22 protein-coding genes are annotated in these 19642 nt (G+C 41.2%); 12 read left to right on the top strand and 10 right to left on the bottom strand.

The genetic code is table 11. From position 1 onward, the window contains the following. Positions 1-169: 169 nt before the first annotated feature. The 5 genes from HF974_03110 to HF974_03090 all read right to left on the bottom strand — a co-directional run bounded on the left by HF974_03110 (position 170) and on the right by HF974_03090 (position 3237). Positions 170-703 (bottom strand): SET domain-containing protein, encoded by a 534-nt coding sequence (locus HF974_03110; protein ID MBC2697327.1) that lies wholly within the window; start codon positions 701-703, stop codon positions 170-172. Between the two features lie 148 nt (positions 704-851). Beyond that, complete coding sequence (gene tsaA / locus HF974_03105) at positions 852-1337, bottom strand: tRNA (N6-threonylcarbamoyladenosine(37)-N6)-methyltransferase TrmO (protein MBC2697326.1); 486 nt, start codon at positions 1335-1337, stop codon at positions 852-854. A gap of 92 nt (positions 1338-1429) precedes the next feature. Further along, entirely contained in the window at positions 1430-2149 is a 720-nt protein-coding gene (locus HF974_03100; protein ID MBC2697325.1) for a glycerophosphodiester phosphodiesterase, read from the bottom strand. A 270-nt stretch (positions 2150-2419) separates the two neighbouring features. Beyond that, positions 2420-2944, bottom strand: a complete 525-nt coding sequence (locus HF974_03095) for a hypothetical protein (protein ID MBC2697324.1) — start codon at positions 2942-2944, stop codon at positions 2420-2422. Continuing rightward, the gene (locus tag HF974_03090; protein ID MBC2697323.1) at positions 2941-3237 is read right to left on the bottom strand and encodes a hypothetical protein; all 297 of its coding nucleotides are present in this window, start codon (positions 3235-3237) and stop codon (positions 2941-2943) included. Before HF974_03090 ends, HF974_03095 begins: the two co-directional genes overlap by 4 nt. Before the next feature lie 632 nt (positions 3238-3869). Between HF974_03090 and HF974_03085 the strand changes: the two genes are divergently transcribed. After that, a complete protein-coding gene (locus HF974_03085) occupies positions 3870-4682 on the top strand; it encodes an epoxyqueuosine reductase (protein ID MBC2697322.1) in 813 nt (270 codons plus the stop codon). Positions 4683-5233: 551 nt separating this feature from the next. Here HF974_03085 and HF974_03080 read toward each other — a convergent pair. The 5 genes from HF974_03080 to HF974_03060 form a co-directional block, all read right to left on the bottom strand. Further along, positions 5234-6040 (bottom strand): mechanosensitive ion channel family protein, encoded by an 807-nt coding sequence (locus HF974_03080; GenBank protein MBC2697321.1) that lies wholly within the window; start codon positions 6038-6040, stop codon positions 5234-5236. A gap of 326 nt (positions 6041-6366) precedes the next feature. Then, the gene (locus tag HF974_03075; GenBank protein MBC2697320.1) at positions 6367-6789 is read right to left on the bottom strand and encodes an OsmC family protein; all 423 of its coding nucleotides are present in this window, start codon (positions 6787-6789) and stop codon (positions 6367-6369) included. Positions 6790-6893: 104 nt separating this feature from the next. Next, positions 6894-7592: an FAD-dependent oxidoreductase gene (locus HF974_03070; protein ID MBC2697319.1), complete on the bottom strand. Its 699-nt coding sequence runs from the start codon at positions 7590-7592 to the stop codon at positions 6894-6896. A gap of 177 nt (positions 7593-7769) precedes the next feature. Continuing rightward, positions 7770-8249, bottom strand: coding sequence for a transposase (locus HF974_03065; GenBank protein MBC2697318.1), 480 nt, complete (start codon positions 8247-8249; stop codon positions 7770-7772). Positions 8250-8267: 18 nt separating this feature from the next. Then, positions 8268-8543 (bottom strand): transposase, encoded by a 276-nt coding sequence (locus tag HF974_03060; protein MBC2697317.1) that lies wholly within the window; start codon positions 8541-8543, stop codon positions 8268-8270. On the opposite strand from HF974_03060, the gene HF974_03055 reads away from it, so the two are divergent. The 11 genes from HF974_03055 to HF974_03005 all read left to right on the top strand — a co-directional run. After that, entirely contained in the window at positions 8472-8807 is a 336-nt protein-coding gene (locus tag HF974_03055) for a GxxExxY protein (protein MBC2697316.1), read from the top strand. The genes HF974_03060 and HF974_03055 overlap by 72 nt on opposite strands. 173 nt (positions 8808-8980) lie before the next feature. After that, positions 8981-9313: a hypothetical protein gene (locus tag HF974_03050; GenBank protein ID MBC2697315.1), complete on the top strand. Its 333-nt coding sequence runs from the start codon at positions 8981-8983 to the stop codon at positions 9311-9313. 140 nt (positions 9314-9453) lie between these two features. Continuing rightward, positions 9454-10857, top strand: coding sequence for a hypothetical protein (locus tag HF974_03045; GenBank protein ID MBC2697314.1), 1404 nt, complete (start codon positions 9454-9456; stop codon positions 10855-10857). Next, a complete protein-coding gene (locus HF974_03040) occupies positions 10854-12575 on the top strand; it encodes a hypothetical protein (GenBank protein MBC2697313.1) in 1722 nt (573 codons plus the stop codon). The genes HF974_03045 and HF974_03040 overlap by 4 nt, the downstream gene beginning before the upstream one ends. After that, positions 12572-14230, top strand: coding sequence for a DEAD/DEAH box helicase family protein (locus HF974_03035; GenBank protein ID MBC2697312.1), 1659 nt, complete (start codon positions 12572-12574; stop codon positions 14228-14230). Before HF974_03040 ends, HF974_03035 begins: the two co-directional genes overlap by 4 nt. Before the next feature lie 546 nt (positions 14231-14776). Further along, complete coding sequence (locus tag HF974_03030) at positions 14777-15067, top strand: hypothetical protein (GenBank protein ID MBC2697311.1); 291 nt, start codon at positions 14777-14779, stop codon at positions 15065-15067. 158 nt (positions 15068-15225) lie between these two features. Further along, positions 15226-17580, top strand: a complete 2355-nt coding sequence (locus HF974_03025) for a hypothetical protein (GenBank protein ID MBC2697310.1) — start codon at positions 15226-15228, stop codon at positions 17578-17580. Next, positions 17546-18055 (top strand): hypothetical protein, encoded by a 510-nt coding sequence (locus HF974_03020; GenBank protein ID MBC2697309.1) that lies wholly within the window; start codon positions 17546-17548, stop codon positions 18053-18055. Before HF974_03025 ends, HF974_03020 begins: the two co-directional genes overlap by 35 nt. A 255-nt stretch (positions 18056-18310) precedes the next feature. Further along, a complete protein-coding gene (locus HF974_03015) occupies positions 18311-18631 on the top strand; it encodes a hypothetical protein (GenBank protein ID MBC2697308.1) in 321 nt (106 codons plus the stop codon). Positions 18632-18730: 99 nt separating this feature from the next. Then, on the top strand, positions 18731-19339 hold the full coding sequence (locus tag HF974_03010; protein ID MBC2697307.1) for a DUF3793 family protein: 609 nt from the start codon (positions 18731-18733) through the stop codon (positions 19337-19339). A gap of 78 nt (positions 19340-19417) precedes the next feature. Next, positions 19418-19642 (top strand): type IA DNA topoisomerase (locus tag HF974_03005; GenBank protein MBC2697306.1); only part of this gene is annotated, 225 nt, incomplete at its 3' end.

Below are 19642 nucleotides of genomic sequence, written 5' to 3'. Positions count from 1 at the left end.
AGTATATAGGGGGGTCAATTTTCAATGGGAAAAAGGGGTCAATTTTGGGTGGGAATTTTCACGTAAAGGCGGGTTCTGAATTTTATATAACGTTTTGCGGTTTTAAGAAGTTGCGGAGCTAAGCGAGAAGTAATTTTCACAATCGTCCACCACTCGTCAACGTTAAAAATTAATCCACTTTTTCAATTTTAGCTTTCAAATACGGTGAAAAATATGCAAAATATTTTGTCTGAATATTTTTAATCTTCCAATCATCTTTAGTTATTTCTTTCCGACAATGATCTGATCCACAATTACAAGCAAAACTATTTGGGTATGAGGATTCACAAAATGAGTAATCAACAAAAATTTCATCTCCAGCTTTTATGTCTCTAATCACACAAAGTTGAATTTGACTCTTAAAACCTACATTTGGCTCACAGGAATGATTAATTACTCCTCGTGCTTTTAACTCTTCCCTAGACGTCGGTACAATGAAAAAATCATCATCAATTTGAGCCCCCACATGACCCATGATCTTCCAATACTCCTCAATTTGTGATTTATGAATTATTACGCCACCAAAAAAAAGTACGTTTTCTCCCTTTTTAATATCTTCTTTGGCACGAATACCTAATCCATGAGAAGGCGAATCAAATGACTCCGCTTTTGGTGTTAACCAACGATGTTCCCATCTTTTTAGTGAATCCATTATTTTTTCCATATTTTTGCATCTCTCTAATTAAATTATATAATGCTCATAAAAATTATTTCCGATAACATTCTGCGACATACGAAGTGCGAGGCGTGGCCGACCATTTGGGCGGAGTAAAGTGTAGCCGTATGTCTGATGTTATCGGATGTCTCGTAGATCATTTTATAAATCTCCCATCATCCTTTGACGTTGGAAGTTTATGTACATTTTTCTCAAGCCATCCTATCTTATAAACCTCGTTTTCATCAAATTCGCCTACATAGGGTTTAATATCCAAGAGGGGAGTACCATCAATAATATCCACATCTTGAATATGAAGTATGTTTTCTTCAATTTTAACAAGACGCACTATCGAAATACCGATTGGATTCGGCCTACTTGGAGCTCTTGTTGCAAAAACTCCACGCATTTGCTTATCCATAAACGGCTTTACTTTTAATGAGGGCTTCCCGGATAAGTGGAAGTGGCATACTAAAATGATGTGAGAAAATCCTTCAACATCCTTTAATCCTTTAGCATATTCTGAAAATACCTCCACTTTTCCACCAATACCTTTAGCGGCTGCGGGTTGTATGGGTGTTCCTTTAGGTTCTTTGAATGGAGAGTGAATTATTCCGATTGGCTTGTACTTTATTTCATGCATAATTTCATTCCTTCATACGTGCGATTTCCGATAACGTTTTGCGGATAAGAGAAGTTGCCGAAGGCAATTTGGGGAAATCTTTGATTTCCCTTTTATCCGCTGTTAGACGATGTAATTCTTTTTTGTAACGATATAGCTACATCTGGCTTGTCAGTTATTATAGCCTCAATGATATCATTATTAAGAAACTTTCTAATCTTTTCCTCATCATTAACCGTCCAAATAAAGATAGGCATATGGTTTTTTCTGGCTCTCTTTAAGAATCCAAGCTTTAATAGTTTCCAGTGAGGTACCAAGAAGTCTGCTTCTGCTTGCATAGCCCTCTTTATTGGATAAAGCTCTGAAAACCTTGTTAATATGAGATTCTTAGGTTTATCTTTCCCCAGCAACAACCCAACTCTCAAATTAGGATGTCTACTCTTTATTGCCCTTAAAGATGTGTCGTTGAACGACGTAGTAACAAATTCATCATCTTTAAAATATGCTAACAATAGTTCTATGATTTCTTCTTCATACCCTTCTTCTTTTAACTCTACGTCTAGTTTTATTTTCCCTTTTGTTAATCTAAGTATTTCTTCAACTGTAAGAATATCACCCGATTTTTTTTTAATTTCGTCATATGTTAATTCATTTATCGTTTTGTCATTAATAAACTCATCATGATATGCAGTAAAAATATCATCTTTTGTTCTTCTAACATCAAATTCAATCATATCTGCACCAATTTCAATAGCTTTTCTAAAAGACTCAATGGAATTTTCCTTTGCGTAAGCAGAAGCACCACGATGAGCTATTATTATTTTTTTGTGCATATTACATTTCCTCAGTGTTTATTAGATATCCAATCTATCGCATTTCTCAAAATATCGACAAAATTTTCTTAGAGTTAGGAAATACTTTTATGTTTATAAAAATTCTGACAATTTCAATTATCCATCCTCCGGATACAAAGAATTATTTCATATAACATAGTATATCCGAGCTTACTTCGCATGTCCAGCCTATTATAGGAATTTCTGAAATGGCACTTTTTTGGCAATATTAGATTGACCGATCTCAATCCTATCATACCCGGTATCTCTTTAACGTTCCTTTGCAGGTGAGGGTTTAAGAATTTTCTGGGCATCCCCTCTCAGCAGCATGTTCGTTAATGCGCTGAGCGAGCAGAGTGTACCGCGACCCTCGATCACTTTATCTCCCGGTATTCTGGCAATAATGCCGCCTTCTGCACTGACCTCTATTTCGGTACCGATTTCAGTCAATCGATGCAGGATGATATTTCCAGTTGCACCCATTGATTTATCCATCCAGCAGTGCTTGAAAGGACAGAGATTACAGTATATCTTGAATTGCTCTTCGCTTGCTTCTGGAACAATACCCGCCACGATTTCTGCTTTCACAGTTCCATAAGCTATGCAGCAGCCGAGCGTTCGCTCTGCGAGAATATTATCATCCTGTTTTAGGGTAACCTTTACTGCACCACCTTTCAACTCATAACGGTTCTCAATTCCAAGTTCATATTTCTTTTTGCCTGTATTTACGGCACCCTTTAGATCCTGCTTGATCTTTTCAGCAAGAAATGGAGTTCTTGCTGCTCCAACCGTCACAGCACATGTGGGGCAGTAAGTAACCGGCGATCTTGCGCTATATTAGATGGTATGAGTTCTGCGTCGATCTCTGCTGCCACCACAGCAGGTGACCAGACAACATCAAATCCCTCACCGATGATATTACCCTTATCATTAAGAATTCTTGCAAATATACCGTTTGGACGTTCATAGGCAACGATAGCTCCGCCATGTGAACATACCTCCTCTGCAACTGCATGACAAATTCCACATGCGCCTTCTCTGGGCTCAATGATGTCTTCAAGATGGATTCTGACATTATCTTTGAACATTTTTATAACGCCTCATTTTTGTCTTACCATTAACATAGCCACGGGAAAACACCTAACATATATTGTAAATCCTTTTTTTTTAATTTCTGCAATTTGTTTTCTTAAATTCGTTATAATTATCATAAACATTCATTATAATTGAGTTATTCTATTGAGAACAAACTTACGAATACGGATATTTCTGATTAAATAATACCGGCCAAAAAGAGTCACTACGGATTTAGAGCTTGTACTGAATTCACCAAAGACTTTAAATATCTACATTAATAAACATGTTATTAATCAAGGAGGTTAGTAAAATGTGCAGCACTGGTATAAGTTTCTCAGCCATGCCTGAGGATGTTGAGGCCTTAAAACGAAATAGCGACATATACTATTACAAGTCGTGTATGAAAGCTTTTATAAAGAAGAATGCAACAGAATGCCTTTTATGCGGGTCCACAGATATAAAACCAAGGATGAATTAAGGATTTAATTTCACAGTATAAAGTAAAGCAAACTTAATCTGGAAATACGCACTAACTTACCATTGTTACCATTGGGTACTTTAGAGGGAAGTATCTTGAGGAAGAATACATAGAAATTTTTAAATCCATTACCCATTAAGCCTAAATCGATATTGATATGATAAGATGAATACAAATCTTAAAGATGAAATCCTGAATAAATGTGCTCAACTGGATATCCCTATAGTGGGAATAGCATCTGTTGAGCGTTGGACTCTACCCTTATTTGAGCCGTGGATACCTGAAGCATTTTATCCCCGGCATATTTTTCCAAAAGCATCTTCTGTCATCGTTATTGGCCTGCCTGTCAGCCTCCCTGTTATTGAGACCACCCCCTCCATCTATTATCATGAACTTTACCGCACTATTAATATCCTGCTTGATCAGTATGGGTACTTGCTATCCAGCTTTTTAAATATGAAGGGATACCCGTCAGTATTTGTTCCCAGGGATGGTTACGGGGATATCAATGTACTGATAGAAAGACCAACTGCCTTTTTCTCCCACAAGCATGCAGCTTACCTTGCCGGCCTTGGAAGTTTTGGAGTGAATAACACACTACTTACAAAGGAATACGGGCCAAGGGTCAGGTTCACGTCTGTCTTCACCTCAGCCAAAATACCCCAGGATCCACTATTGGAAGAGAACCTATGTACAAGGTGCATGAATTGTGTCAAATGCTGTCCGGTAGGTGCAATCAATGCAGATGATTATCCATCAGGGATCATACGAAAGGATCTGTGTGCCAGATATAGCAAGAAATTACTTAGCCGCTTTATATCGCCTTGCGGTATTTGTATCAAGGTGTGCCCGGTAGGAAATGATAGAATACATTATGGGAGTGAAGATGTTTCTATGTATGATAATATTGATAAGTATCCGGAATATCATAATGCATGGGAGCATGTGCGGCGGTATGGGGGGAAAAAACCTAAGTAGCGATCGCTATTCTTCAATCACTAATCCAGTATTCCATAAATCTAAAAATAGTTTATAAGTCTCAAAGTAGACAATAACAAAAGAACCATCAATTTGCCCGGTATCTCAGGAAGTCCGAGACTTGCATTTACTGATTATGTGGTACTGGTGCACTTGATCATGCCAGCCAGAAATATGGTGCAAGTATTGAATGTATATCCCTACAATAAGAAGATCGGCTTTTGCATACAATACGGCTCTCATTCCTGTTGCAGCACGAGTACTTTATCCTTTCTTTGGAATAACGTTTGGACCTGAACTCGCACGGCTTACGATGGCTATGAGCTCTGTAACTGTAGTGTCTCTTTTCCTTATGTTGAAAAGGTATGTTCCACCAGAAAATAAAAAAAAGAAAGAATCGAAACGAGATGAAATCTCATCCGTTCGATTCAGTTTTCATAATCTGTTAGAGTTTCAGACCCACAGCTACTAATCTACCTAACTCCAGATCAGCATTGGTTAGATTATCAACGACCTGCTGCTGGATCGGATGCTATTTCATCCGGTCATTTTCACTGCTGCTTTAGATGTACATCCATCTGTGGGAACGGTATTTCTATTCCATCTCTCTTGAACGCCTCAAAGATTCCTTTGGTCAGTTCGCCTTTGACAGTCCAATAATCCGCTGTTTTTGACCAGGCACGGAGTTGCAGGTTCACTGAAGAGTCCGCAAGTTCTTTTACGACCACTATAGATTCCGGGTCTCCCAAAACCAACGAGTGTTTCTTCATTGTATCCATCGCAATCGGTATGGCTCTGTCCAGGTCGGTTCCATAACTTACCCCGACGTCAACATCCACCCTTCTGGTTGGCATCCTCGTATAATTTACGATTACACTTCCCCAGACGAGCTTGTTTGGGATTGTTATGAATTTATTGTCAAATGACAGAATCTCGGTCGCCATCATACCGACCGCATCAACCGTTCCGGTCTCTCCATTAGTTGTTACCACTTCGCCCTTATCAATAGGCCTGAGTGCAGCCAACCAGACACCAGCTAATAAATTTGTCATTGTATCTTGCAGACCAAAGCCTAAAATCAAACCTATGACTGCCGATAGACCGAGCACCACAGAACCAACTTCAACTCCCAGAACACTCACCACTATCAATATCACCATAACATAAAGCAGGGAACTTAAGAACCTGGCTAAAAATTCCACAACAAGTTCCGGAAGCTTTGTCTTCCCTAATTGATTCTTAAAAACAGCGGTGATTAGCTTTGCAACTATCAAACCAACGATCAGGATGATAATCGCTGTCAATACCTGAAAAATGGTTATACTCATATATGGGATTTCTTGTCCCAAGTCTATAATTGCCACTTAAATGCCTCCATTTCGTCTATCTTCTTTTCATTGGTCATCGGTTAAGGAGTTTGACAGAGTCGGCATGTATTATTTTACAAAAGACCAATGATTTCATACGATTCTCCAATTTAATTTAAATCGAATACGGATTACACGGATTTGACGGATTTATTTTCGTATCCGCGCGGATCCGTGTCATCCGTACAATCCGTGTTCCATTACAATATTACTCTTAACCGATGACACATGATATTCTTTTATTGTAGGTTAATTTAGTAATTAGATTATATTTATAATTAATTATTTCATATCAGGACACATTAAAAAATTAAACGCTATTGTTCGATGATGGCTTCTATTGTGACATTGGTTTTCATGGAATTGATAACAAGTGCACTTTGTTCGACCTGCTTAACTATTTTTCTTACGTTTTCTTTATCACTATCTGTCTTTATTCTTGAATTTACAGTGATTTTTGTGAACATTAACTGGCCATCCACTTTTTCAAGTATACCTTCTGCGCTGGATTCATAAAACATTAGATTGATGCCAGCTTTCTTTGTCTTTGCAATAAATGTTGTCAGGCAACATGCATGAGCAGATGCAACAAACAGTTCTTCAGGACTGATAAACCCCTCTGGCCCATGAAACTCAGGTGGGGTGGCAAATTCAAAACTTGCCTTATCACCAAAGAATATGGATGCTTGATACTCGCCATTCCATTTCAATGTATTTGAGAATATAAATTTTTTTTCCATTTTCCATTCCTCATCCATGATAATACTCTGTTTAATTAATCTTTAATTACAACCAAAGAGGTTACACCGAGAATATGAAACTCCGTGCACCCATATCTCCTTTTTCAATATCCTGTGAAATTTTCTATATTTATCTGTTGATCAGGTATCATAAGAGCATGTAATATCGAGACCATGGACGCAACCATTAATGGTGACCCGCATATATAGAATATACAGTTCTTATGATCAAAAATCTCGTTCACTATTATCTCTTCACAGATACGGCCACTGCAGCCCCCCCATTCATCGGTAGGCTGTGTAAGTGTGTGTATGACTTTCAGATGATCATTCTGTTGCTGCATAAGTTCCAGTTCATCCTTAAAAATAATATCTTTTTCAGTTTTATTACTGCTTACTAATGTTATTTTGTTATTCAGATGTTTGTCAGTGCAGTATCTGCAGATACTTATCATGGGAGTGATCCCGATACCACCGCAAAGCAGTGCTATTCTCTCATGTTCAACTTCAAATGTCATTTTTCCATACGGACCTTCAATACCTACTAATTCACCTATTTTTATTGAATTAAGCACATTGGAAAAATCATGACCTGTAAGTTTCTTTGTGAATTCAATATGATCTTTTTCAGTTGGACTGCTGGAGATAGTGAAAGGTTTACTTACCATATTTCCATTTACTTTAAGTTTGATAAATATATACTGCCCTGCTTTGTATTCAAAACCGGGTGGTCTGTTGAACCTGAAGCTTTTAATATCAGATGTGCGCGTTATGATATCAGTTATTGTTGCTTCGAATTTCATATGTTCTATTCTCCTTTCATTTCCATTATGATACTTTCAATTGCTTATGTGCTCTCTGGTCATATCAGTTATGGTCATGATTTTGGTTACGATACAGATAAAGTGTAACTATTCAGCCCTTCTCAAATTTCGCCCAACTCATTTAGTTTCTTCAATTCTGAAATTAAAATATCCACTTTATACACTATCCAAAAATGGAACAAATGGCTTTCCATTGAAAACAGCTCCAATTGCATCAATAACAGAAAGCTCATTTTTCTTCACAGTAGAAATGTACCCTCTAATGCGGCAAAAAGAACATGCACCCTGAACACTTCTGAAAGTACCTGATATTTTCTGCTGTACTTTCATCATTCTGACATCCCTCTCTGCTAGATTATTATCAAACGGGACCTCAAAATCATACATAAACCTGAGAATATCGCCTTTATAGCCTACAAATCGGTCCAGTAGATTTTTCGGTTTGGTCTGTTTCTTTCTACCACGCTTCTTTGGTTTTGTATCCAAATCCAAAGGAAGTGGATTTTCTTCCAGTCCCATTTTGGTGATGTAGTCATACATCGTTTCAAAATCTTTAATCTGCCTGGGCGTCAAAGAATCAGACGTTTCTCGCGTTTCATCCACACATCCTTTGATAACAAGAAGCAAATCTTCCATCTGCCCTGACCATTCCTGTTAATAATTTTCAGAGATGTTCGTTAATTCCCTCAAGAGGTGGGTGTCACAAAGTCCATGATCACAGAGATATTTGTAGTACGATTTCCAGAAATCATGGACTACAACACCATTATAATTTGGTAGAATACCCATGTCATCCATAGCTTCAAAACCTCTTTTTGGGTGAGAGAAATAATATGTCATGTTAGCAGTGCAGGCTACATGAAGCCAGTTACGTATTCCAATTATTTTCACCCCCGTTTCATCAGAATGGATGACAGGAGATTGTATCAAGGCGTCCTTAATTACATTCTCAAATTCTTCCAGCCCTTCAAAACATTCGTTTTCTGCTCTAATCAAGGTGGAAACTATTTCGCAGATATTATTGCTGACCAGATAATCTTAGAGATTAAATCAGCTGAAGGTCTAAGAGAAGAAAATAAAGCTCAGTTGATTAATTACCTTAAAGCCACTGATAAAGAAGTTGGGCTATTATTAAATTTTGGTAGAAACCCGGAATTCAAAAGATTGATATTTACGAATGACAGGAAAGAATGATTTGAATTAGAAATCCTAAATCCGTGCGTATCCGTCGTATCCGTCAAATCCGTGGCATCCGTGTTCCTTCCTCCTTGATGAATACTGTTTCACAAATCAACAAATTCAATTAATATTGAGATCACGATTTATAGGACACTATCGAGATCCGCGAGTTTTTCTTCAAAGAAGGATTGATCCATTTTGATGAAACACCCTGTACCAATTATGACCTGGAACGTGACCTTACCCCGGAAATATGGAGCCGTTTTGTTCAGCACTCCCGTCTTCCAGATGGGCTAAAGTGGCGTCCTGCATTGGATAACTTGCATCTGACCAAAGACGGCAAGATGACCCATGCCGGTGCCTGGCTGCTGTGTGATGATATCACCCGCTATACATTGCAAGCTCATGTGACATGCGCGATGTTCCGTGGAACGACCAAAACATACATCTTTGACCGCAAGGATTTTTATATGGCTGATCTGACCATTGAAAAAAACGTAAAGTTTTTAGTCTTTTTGTAGTATTAATAGATGGTACGCTTAAAGAAAATGCTCACTTCATTCTCATTTTCTAAGCCTGCAGAAAAGTATATACTTTCCTATACGTAAAAAAAAATCATCAAGACAGAGGACTTATGCTATACCCAAATAGGTGATATTGAATGGATACACAAATTATGTTGAAGCAGATGTGCACAAATGATATCAATGAGTCTGATATTAAGGCAATCTGCAAAAGCCGTGGTTTTCCTGTCAAGGAAGCAACTTCTCGTGACGTTTTTGAAAACTTTTTCATCTCCACGATTGGCATAAAAGAAGCACTGGACTCATTAACCCACGAAGAAGTTGTATTCCTCCACTTGCTCAATAAGATAAACAAAAAAGTTAGTATCAAGTACTTTGAGAGACTATACGGTAGCGCAAAACCTGCAAAAGGGTATTATTATGGGACATTTAACCAGCGGTATAACGAGACATTTAAAAAAGTGAAGAATAATCTGGTGCGAAAGGGTGTGCTCATTATCATAGAGCAGGAAGAGCGTCCGTATTTCAGCTCTACCAAGCTGGAACGCTTGCGATTCTCTTTTCCTTTGGAATTCGGAGTTTTTCTTCCACCTATTGTCAAAGCTTCGAAATTTAATAAAGCCGGTAATTTCAAGAGAAAGGTGTTGCGTGATAAACTGCAGGAGATTATTGGAGGGAAGCAAAAACCATCTCTTTTATCAAATCAAAGATCTTTCACACTCATAATCAAAGATGGCAATCTGTCTATTGGAGATGAAAAGTTCAGAGCAAGTCGCCTGTTGAAATGGCAGCGAGCCTGCTGGCATGCGTCCGTTGAAGCAAATACTGAGATGCAGAGTGGCGACATGACTCCCATTGAAGTTACGCTCTATGCACTCTCACAACTCAGGAAGCATGAATGGCTACCCGCAGATAGTCTCGCAGTGATGCTAAAGATCTTTACAGGAGAGACAGCGGATTACCCATGTGAACAGATATGTGAGGTCGGCTGGGAGTGGGGTTGCCTGAAAAAAGTTGTGGTAGATGGAAAGGCATACTACCGTTTACCTGATGATTCCCTGGAATATACAACTTCATCTTCGCCCGGGCAGTATCTACAGGTTGAGCCAGACGGTACAGTAGCCTTGGATCTGATGACCATACCATTTACCGCACTGGAAGTGCTGGCTTCGGTTGCAATCCTGGATGTCCATGATTCCAATCTGCGAGCGACCGCCAGCTTTATCAAGATCGGGAATGCGTTTACGACAGTTCAGAAAGAGGGTGTTTTCGCATGGCTTAAAAATAATTCATCCGGTTTTAGGACCGCGATCAAGATGGCTGAAAAGAGATGGGGTAAACAGATAATCCATGAAGACCTGATGATTGCACGGGTAAAAGATCTGAGCCTTAAGGTGCAGATCGAAAAGTCGTATGCCGGCTCGCATAGTCTTGTATCGCTTCCGGATGATTACATCGCATTTCCCTGTGACCTTCTTCCTGCGATAGAAAAACTTGTGGAAACATCAGGACATGTGATCAAGAAGGTGAGTAATGAATGATGCAACCAGACCCAAACTTAGCTCCGGCGAATATCAATGAACTGGGCAACGAACTGAGTGTCTTTTCCAACCAGTATGATCTGCGTCATGATCTGCATGTTTATGTTGAGTATATTCAGGACCGCGATGTAAAACGGCTGCACCGAAGTAATGAGCTTAACCGAGCTGACTCAAAGCGATTGGCAAAACTTATGAGCGATTCCTATGCAATAGAAGAAGTAGAAAAAAATGGATATTCCGAGTGGATAAATTATGTCGATATACTGGCGCATGTATTCAAGTTTGTAAACTACGACACTGAAGGGATATATGTAGGATACACCAGTAGTGAGCCATCATTCCCTGACAATTATATTGATATAAATGCTGAAGAATATGAAGAGTTTATTGATCTGCCACTTTTAGAGCAGGAGCAGAAGCTTCTTGATCCACTGGTAAATCATTATCGTGATGATAAAAATGAGTTTTACAACACAAGTGCACTTGGCAGGCTATTGGGTTTTTCTACCAGGGGATGTGCGACCGGTATTATACCGGATTTGGATTTTGCCAGAGGCAGGCGATTTCTTCTTGAAGTTTTACAATCCTGTAAACCCGGTGTTTGGTACACTACCTCCTCATTGATCCAATACCTGAAAAAGCATCATCCATATTTTCTTATCCCTGATAAGCCAAAATATAGATACAAACAGGATGTAAAAAATGGTCGATATGGCAATTTTCGTGAAGGTGAGAGATGGGATAAAGAGATTAAGATATTAGAGAGTGATGCAGATGCATTTGAGCGGGTGGAAGGTCGCTATGTGGAACGATTCCTTGAAGGATTACCCCTTATTTTAGGATATATTGAGGTTGCCTATTCCAAAACAGAGTATAAGGGAGACCTGCCCGAGATAGATCAGCTTCAGGCGTTTCGGGTCAATGATAAGTTCCTGCACGTGATGGGCGGTAAGATCATAGAACCAAAAGTTACAGTACAGCCGAATTTTGAGGTGCATGTGGAATCGGAATTATATCCGGTTCGGATCATTACGCAATTGACTAAACTTGCAGATGTTGTAACGAAGGATAAAGCAAGCATCTTAAAACTTCGAAAAAAGAAGGTTCTGACTCAATTGAGCATAAGAGGAGACCTTGATGTGATCAGGCTCCTGGAGAAATTAAGCTATCAGAAACTGCCACAGAATGTTCGAATCGAACTTGAAGAGTGGGTCGGGGCTTCAGAAGCGTTTACTCTGTATGAGAAGGCTGTGCTTTTTGAAGGGGACAAAGATCTGCCCGAAATAGACCAATTCACGATCCAACGTATATCACCCACGATGAGGATCGTGCATTCACCTGATAGGTTGTTCACGCATCTTGAGCAGAATGAGTTGATCCCTCTTCACATAAAACATCGCTCTTCGGCACTTACGCTTCTTCCTGACGGTGTACGCACAGTCTTTCCGAAACGCGATTCAAGCGTTTCAAAAGTAAAAGCAGGAGCAAAAATTAAGAAGCCAGTGACAATAAAGCGGGAGGTCCAGATCACATTCCACTTTCCGGCAAAAGAGTTGATGGAAGAATTCCGCAAAGGACTTATAGCTGCCAGATGCCCTGTTGCTGCTGATTGGAGCAAATTGACACTCTCATTTGCCAGTCAATATGAACCAGAGGTAAAGAAAGTCAGTAAGGCACTGAAACAGGATTACTTCATCAAGATCGAGGATATTGCATGAGTTCAGAAAAACCGCTCATCATCCAGAGCGACCGCACTTTGATGCTTGAGGTCGGACACCCGGGGTACGTAGAATGCCGGGACTTTTTAGCTCTTTTTGCAGAGCTGGTAAAATCGCCAGAGTTTATCCACACCTACAGGGTTACACCATTGTCGCTATGGAATGCGGCAGCATTGGGTGTGTCGTTTAAAGAGATTGCCTGTGGTCTTGAAGACTTCTCGCGTTATGACATTCCGTCAAATGTCATTGTTGACATGAGGGAGTGGCATGAGACCTATGGTAAGTTAGTATTACAGAAAGCTGCGCATGATTGCCTAAAGCTTGAAGTGAAAGACTCCCGTATTCTGGAACGGATCCGTAACATTGAGTCATTAGAACACTTTTGGGTGGATAATGACAGTCTCCCCGGACTTTTCATACCACATGTCAGACGCGGCGATCTTAAACACGCACTGATAAAGGCAGGCTACCCTGTCAAGGATCTGTGCGGATATCTGGATGGGGAACAGTTCGATATAACTTTGCGCAGCATTGATCTTAACGGAGATTCTTTTGCGCTGCGCGATTATCAAAAAGATGCCGTAGACCTGTTTTATTGTGCTGGAGAGAAAACGGGGGGCAGTGGAGTGATTGTTCTTCCCTGCGGTTCAGGTAAGACGATCATAGGACTTGGGACTATTGCCCAGATATCAAGTCACACCCTGATCATCGCCACTAATAATGTCTCAGTTGCGCAATGGCGCGATGAACTTCTCTCCAAGACCCACATAGAAGAAACGGACATTGGCGAGTTTACAGGACGTGTCAAAGAGATCAAGCCGATCACGATCACCACATACCAGATGTTGACACATCATCGCTCAAAAGATGATTCATTGCACAACCTGGACATCTTTACCGAGCATAACTGGGGACTCATTATATATGACGAGGTACACATGCTCCCGGCTCCGGTATTTCGTGCAACAACAGCAATTCAAGCCAGACGGCGGCTTGGGCTGACTGCAACGCTGGTACGCGAAGATGGTAAAGAGGATGATGTCTTTGCACTAATCGGTCCCAAGCGATATGATGTACCGTGGAAGACGCTTGAGAGTCGCGGCTATATCGCTAAAGCCATCTGTACCGAGTATCGCGTTCCTCTTTCGGCTGAAGATGAGCTTGAGTATGCCCATGCTGATAAACGCGCTAAGTTTCGCATCGCGGCAGAGAACCAGCGCAAAACAGAGCTTGTATGTGAACTGCTTGAGAACCACACAGGTGAGAGCATCCTGATCATCGGTCAATTCATTTTGCAGTTGGAAAAGCTTGCCAGATCACTGGACCTGCCGATTATCACAGGTAAGACCAAACATGATGAAAGAGAGAAACTTTATGGTGATCTTAGATCGGGACGCATCAATATACTTGTGGTATCCAAGGTTGCAAACTTTGCAGTGGATCTGCCTGATGCCAGTGTCATGATCCAGGTCTCAGGTACATTTGGTTCGCGTCAGGAGGAAGCACAACGATTGGGGCGCATTCTCAGGCCCAAAGAGCAAACATCTCATTTTTACACACTGGGGTCAAAAGGTACCGTTGAACAGACTTTCGGGACCAAGCGTCAGCTTTTTTTGGTAGAGCAAGGGTACAGGTACCAGATCAGGTACTTTTGAGATTTCCAGACCGATAAAGATCAGGCCAGATGGAAGAGATTTTTTATGAATAAATGAGAGTGTGGAAGATACACATCATTACTGATACGCTTGATACGTACAGCCACTAGTGTCGAGTCAACCATACAATATTGCAACATATATAATCTGACACGGTTATATTTTCCAGTAATTTTCAAGACGCTGATTAACGCAGATTAACGCTGATTTAAGGTTGCATCTGCGTTAATCAGTGTTAATCAGCGTCTAGTGTGATTATTGAATAATTAGATTTTAGAATTGTACCCCATACCATTTATAATCCGACACTTTATGGTTGACTTAACACTAGGTATTACTAACATTACTCATCTTCGATCAGACACTTCCGGTTCCTCATTCAAATAAAATAGTATTTTTACGAGTACTTTTCTTGCTCTATTAGCAAGCTGCCTTGTTCTTTTTGGCTTTACCTGGTTTGGTTATTCACCTTTGACCTAGTTTTATTTGGGTATAGTATTTCTGAACCTAATCAGCAATGTAGGAATACCTAAAAGGAGGTAAGTTATGAAAGAAACAAAACAAAAAAAGAGTCTGAATACACTTGGAGTACATACAATGCTATTGATCATGATGATCATTTCGTTGATCATACCTGATGTAGCAGCAGAACTGGATGATACCAAGAAAGAGGAAGATGTTGAATTAACCAGTAATGGTGTAAGGATACTTGTAGCATCCAGTATCCAGGAATCACCTAATGGTGCAGAGATCGATTTTATTGATAATGAAGCAGGAAAAAGGTTCATTGTTAAAAATACCAATGCACCACAGTGCGGATCGTGCTGCTCCTGTTAAGAGGCGGTTTTCTTTTTTTTAATTGTATATATTTTAGTAAGCTGACTTGTTCGTTTTGGCTTGTTTGGGTTAGGTTTTTTACTTCAAAGCTAATTTTATTTGGGTATACTATTTCTAAACCTAACCGTCTATAAAATCATACCTTAAGGAGGTATGTTATGAAAGAAACAAAGCCAAAGAAGAGCCGGAAGGCTCTTGCAGTAAATATTATGCTATTGATCATGATCATTTCATTGATCATACCTGCTGTAGCAGTAGAGAATAAAGAAAAATATGGTATACTTGTCATCGCACACGGAAGCCCGAGCGAGGACTGGTGCGCCCCCGTACGGGATGCGGTCGCAGAGGTGGATCTGCCATATCCGGTCGAACTCGGATTCCTCGAGTTTGTACCCAACGAAACGATCAACGATGCTGCCGAGAGACTCGATGATGCTGGTGTCACAGAGATAATAGCTGTACCGCTATTTATTTCATCACACAGCAGCCATATCCAGGAGATCGAGTATGTGGTTGGACTGAGAGACACACTTCCGATGACAGCCGAGGACGTCGTTGTCGAGGGCGTGAAGATGGAGCGGACGGTCGCTCAGAAGGGCAATCTGTACGCAATATCCTATGTGTCGCTCGAAGCTGATACTGATGATAGTATGCAAGCGAATGGGCACCCGGGAGATGAAGAAGAAGAGGAACTTGTGCCGATCGATACCGATGCAGATATCATCCTGACCGGTGCAATGGATGACCACTGGTTAGTGGCAGGGATCGTGGCAGACCGCACGGCTGACCTGAGCGAGAATCCGGAAGACGAGACGCTCGTTCTTGTCGCACACGGGACTGATGAAGAGAATAACTTTGCCGGATGGGTGAACAGCACATCATCACTTGCCAATCAGGCACGATTGAAGTTGACGTACTGGAGCGATCCGGCGATCGGACTTGCAGGCACACAGGCTGCATTTATCCATCATAACGAGACGCTTCACCCTGAATTCACGCTAAGACCGATTGTTGATAACGCTGAAGGTCCTGTTGTCGTTCCGCTGATGGTGAGCGAGGGATACTTCACAGACAGTAAGATCCCGGGTTTGCTTGATAACCTGACTTATGCATACGATAGCAGCGCGCTTACGCCGCACCCGAATGTGGCAGAATGGATTGAGATGAGCGCGGCAAAGGAGAGTACTGACCTTGCGCTTCAGATATATGATGAAGGAGAACTTCTGGATATCACGCTGGATGATTTGGCAGAAGCACATGGACATGTCTGCCCGTGCGTTGCATCAGCATTTAAGGCGAGTCTGACTGCGTTTGAAGCGTGGGACAAAATTCCTGAACGTGGCAATCTGGAGATTGTCAGTGCACACCCATCTGATGGGCATAACGAAACGTTCGAGTACATCCTGGACTCAAGTGAGTATCTAACAGTCAATTTGCCGGAAGGTACTGATATCTTGAATCTCACCGAAGATAACTACTGTTATAGTTTCGTCGAAATATCGACAGGCGATATGGTTGTGGTCAGCGTGAAGGATGGTTTTTTCCCTGACGGGTTCTTTGAGATGAGAGAGAAGTGTAAGACAAAAGTTGCAACACCAGATGAGAAGTCTGCGTTCAAACTAATGAAAGGCGAGATAAAAGAGAAGATTCTCTATCTGCCGGCAGAGGAAGTATTTGAGGTTGAGTATACCGGTAGTGGGATGATATCTCCCGAAGAACTCTTCGAATCGCTTGACGGTGAATGGGCATTCAAGGGATCGATGGTAATCGACAACGAGACCATACTCATCAACGGTACAAGGACGTTTACCTCGACCGGCCCAACAAGCGCAGACTTTGTTGTTGAATATGCAATGGGCAGCGTAAAGGAGATTGAGACTGGCTCTGCATGGTGGGATAGTGAGAGGAAGCAACTCGCATTCAAGGAAGGCCATGAGATCGGATACTCCAACCTGACCATTAATGGCTATGAGAGCAGAACGGTTCTCGAAGACGGCATTCCGGACCTTAACATCTCTGAAGCGGTTGTATCAGAGGAGAGTCTGACCATTCTTGATGATGCAACACAGAGTATGGAGTGGAACGCGGTTAACATGAATGGTGAAACACTGATACTGGGCAGTTTAGAGATGACATTCAATCCAGTAGCCCCAGAGACTGCAACAACGCTCACAGCAGAGATCATTCCCGCAATCTCGATGACCGTCACAACGACAGGCGTTGACTTTGGGAAGGTCGGAACAGGAATGACATCCGGGAACCAGGTCATCACGGTTGTAAACACAGGAGCAAGTACTGCAAAGTTCTCTGCAATGATACTTGATGACAGCAACGGATTCTACAACAAGTCGCTCCGGTTAAACGGATTGAATATCGGTGGTTTCTCAGGCGTGGTGCCAGCAGACACGTCAGACTTCTGGTACGAGTTCGAGGTTGTGACAAACCTTGTGGTGCCTGACTGGGCAGGAGGAACATACGATGGAACGATCTTCTTTGTTGCACAGAGCGAGTAATAGGGGGATTATCCCCCTTTTCCTTCTTTTTTTACTGATCCCGCAAGTGGCGGGAATCGGTATCGGTGCATCACCTGATAAAATTGAGTTCGGCGAGGTGAGGGTAAAAGAAGGTGCAATGCGAGAACTGTATGTGGTCAATACCGATGATGAGGCTGAGCAGGTTGTGCTTATTGTAGAAGGAGTGGATCTCATCGTGAACCCGCAGGAGTTTGATCTTAGTGCAAAGGAAAGCAGGGTTGTAAGTATCTCGATAGACCAGAAGAATGCTGGCGAGTACAATGGAAGTATACTGATCATGACTCGTCCATCCGGTGATAACCCAGGTGGTCTTGGTCTTGGAGCAGGTGTGAGGGTTCCAGTCTCATTTGTTGTAAAGGATGAGATTTTCATCAAGACTCTTCGGGTAGTTGGAGGACTTTTGATCGCCATTGCATTTGTTGTGTTGTTGTGGATGCGACGTTCGAAGGTGTGAACGATGTTTCAGGTTTTAACAGTTAACCTGATTTTATAAAGTAAAAGAAAAGAGGTGTGATATAATGGATTGTGAATGCAACGGGAAATGTGCTAATTGCAAATGCAAGGAGCAGGCAGAAAGTGACGAAATTGATGAAGATGAGTGAAAAACTTCACTTGTTTTACAGAACAGGAGGTGCTATACACACCACTTTGATTTTGTTTTTTGGTAAGTGTATAGCATTTATTATTTTAATAGAGGAAGAGTGGAAATATGAGTTTTAAAAATAGGATCGGAGTAATACAACAGGTAATGTTAGACATAAATCCGGCCGATAGCGCCGCAGGTCCCAGTATGGAAACTGCATACGGATACAGGAGCCAAACATCATCGTTTGCTGCAGTTGCAGCAGCAGTTTTCAATATGCCTGGGTACATGGCTACCTATTCGTATCTTAATTCTGGTGGGGGATTGCATGGTGGTCATCCAAAAACGGCGATGAGAAGTCTATTATGTTCGAATATAGCTCTTGATGGGAATGAGAACTCTATGAAACCTGCTGCAAGGTTGTCTTTAAAGCAAGATTCAAACTAATTTTTGCAAACAGGACAATTGGAATGCAGACTTATTTATCGTGATCTATGAATTTGTCGGGTAATGTACGAATTAGGATAACCTAACAATGGTGATGATATGAGACATCTGGTACACAGGATTGTGAGATGTACCGCAGCCACCATAGCTGGCAGGAAACCAGCAACGTTGATGAACATCTCAAACGACAACGGCGGACTACTGGACGCATGGGATCGCAACAGGGCAGACATTTTTAGCAGATCTGAAATCGATTATTATGAGTTAAAAAGGACAGATAAAAATGCAATTGTACTATTCTTCAATCAAAATCTGTTGGATGAACTGTTGAGAAACAAATCCGTGAATAAATTCCTGTCTGAATGCGAATATGAGTCTGATTCCATCGACTATGTATTAGACATGCTCAGGCGCAGGTATGCCACAGTCGGATGCCCTCCTGAGATCGGGGTATTCCTGGGCATTCCACTGAAGGATGTTAAAGGATTTATGGGACTCAATTCCCTCCGGCATACAAAATACGGAATGTGGCGTATATATGGAGACCCAGTACTATCTGAAAAAAGAATGAACGAATACCGCTGTGCAAGGAACATGATAAGAGGACGGCTCATTTCAGGAGAGGATCCTGTCGAGATTATAAGAGGAAATGAATTCGGTTTTTTGAATAAACCTAAATTTATTCATGAAGATTACTTGCGTACCTAATGACACATCGTAATATCAAACCTGTAACCGTAGCTTCATCCCTTGCTTTATCTAACATAACAGCAATACCTTCCCGGAATGACCACAGTTGTATTCACAGAGAAGAACAAAGCCGCAGCCCAGATCGCAAAAATCCTGGGCAGCGGTAGTGTCAACCGCATATCTGTTGAAGGTGTCCAGGTCTACGATTTTAAGAAAAATGGTAGGCAGTGGCGGGTGATGGGGCTTGCCGGTCACATCATGGGATACGACTATCCGGAAGAATACCACAACTGGCATGCAGTTGACCCGAAAGTGCTCCTT

The sequence above is a fragment of the ANME-2 cluster archaeon genome, assembly GCA_014237145.1.
GTDB lineage: Archaea > Halobacteriota > Methanosarcinia > Methanosarcinales > Methanocomedenaceae > Methanocomedens_A.
This window is presented reverse-complemented; position numbering and strand designations above follow the sequence as displayed.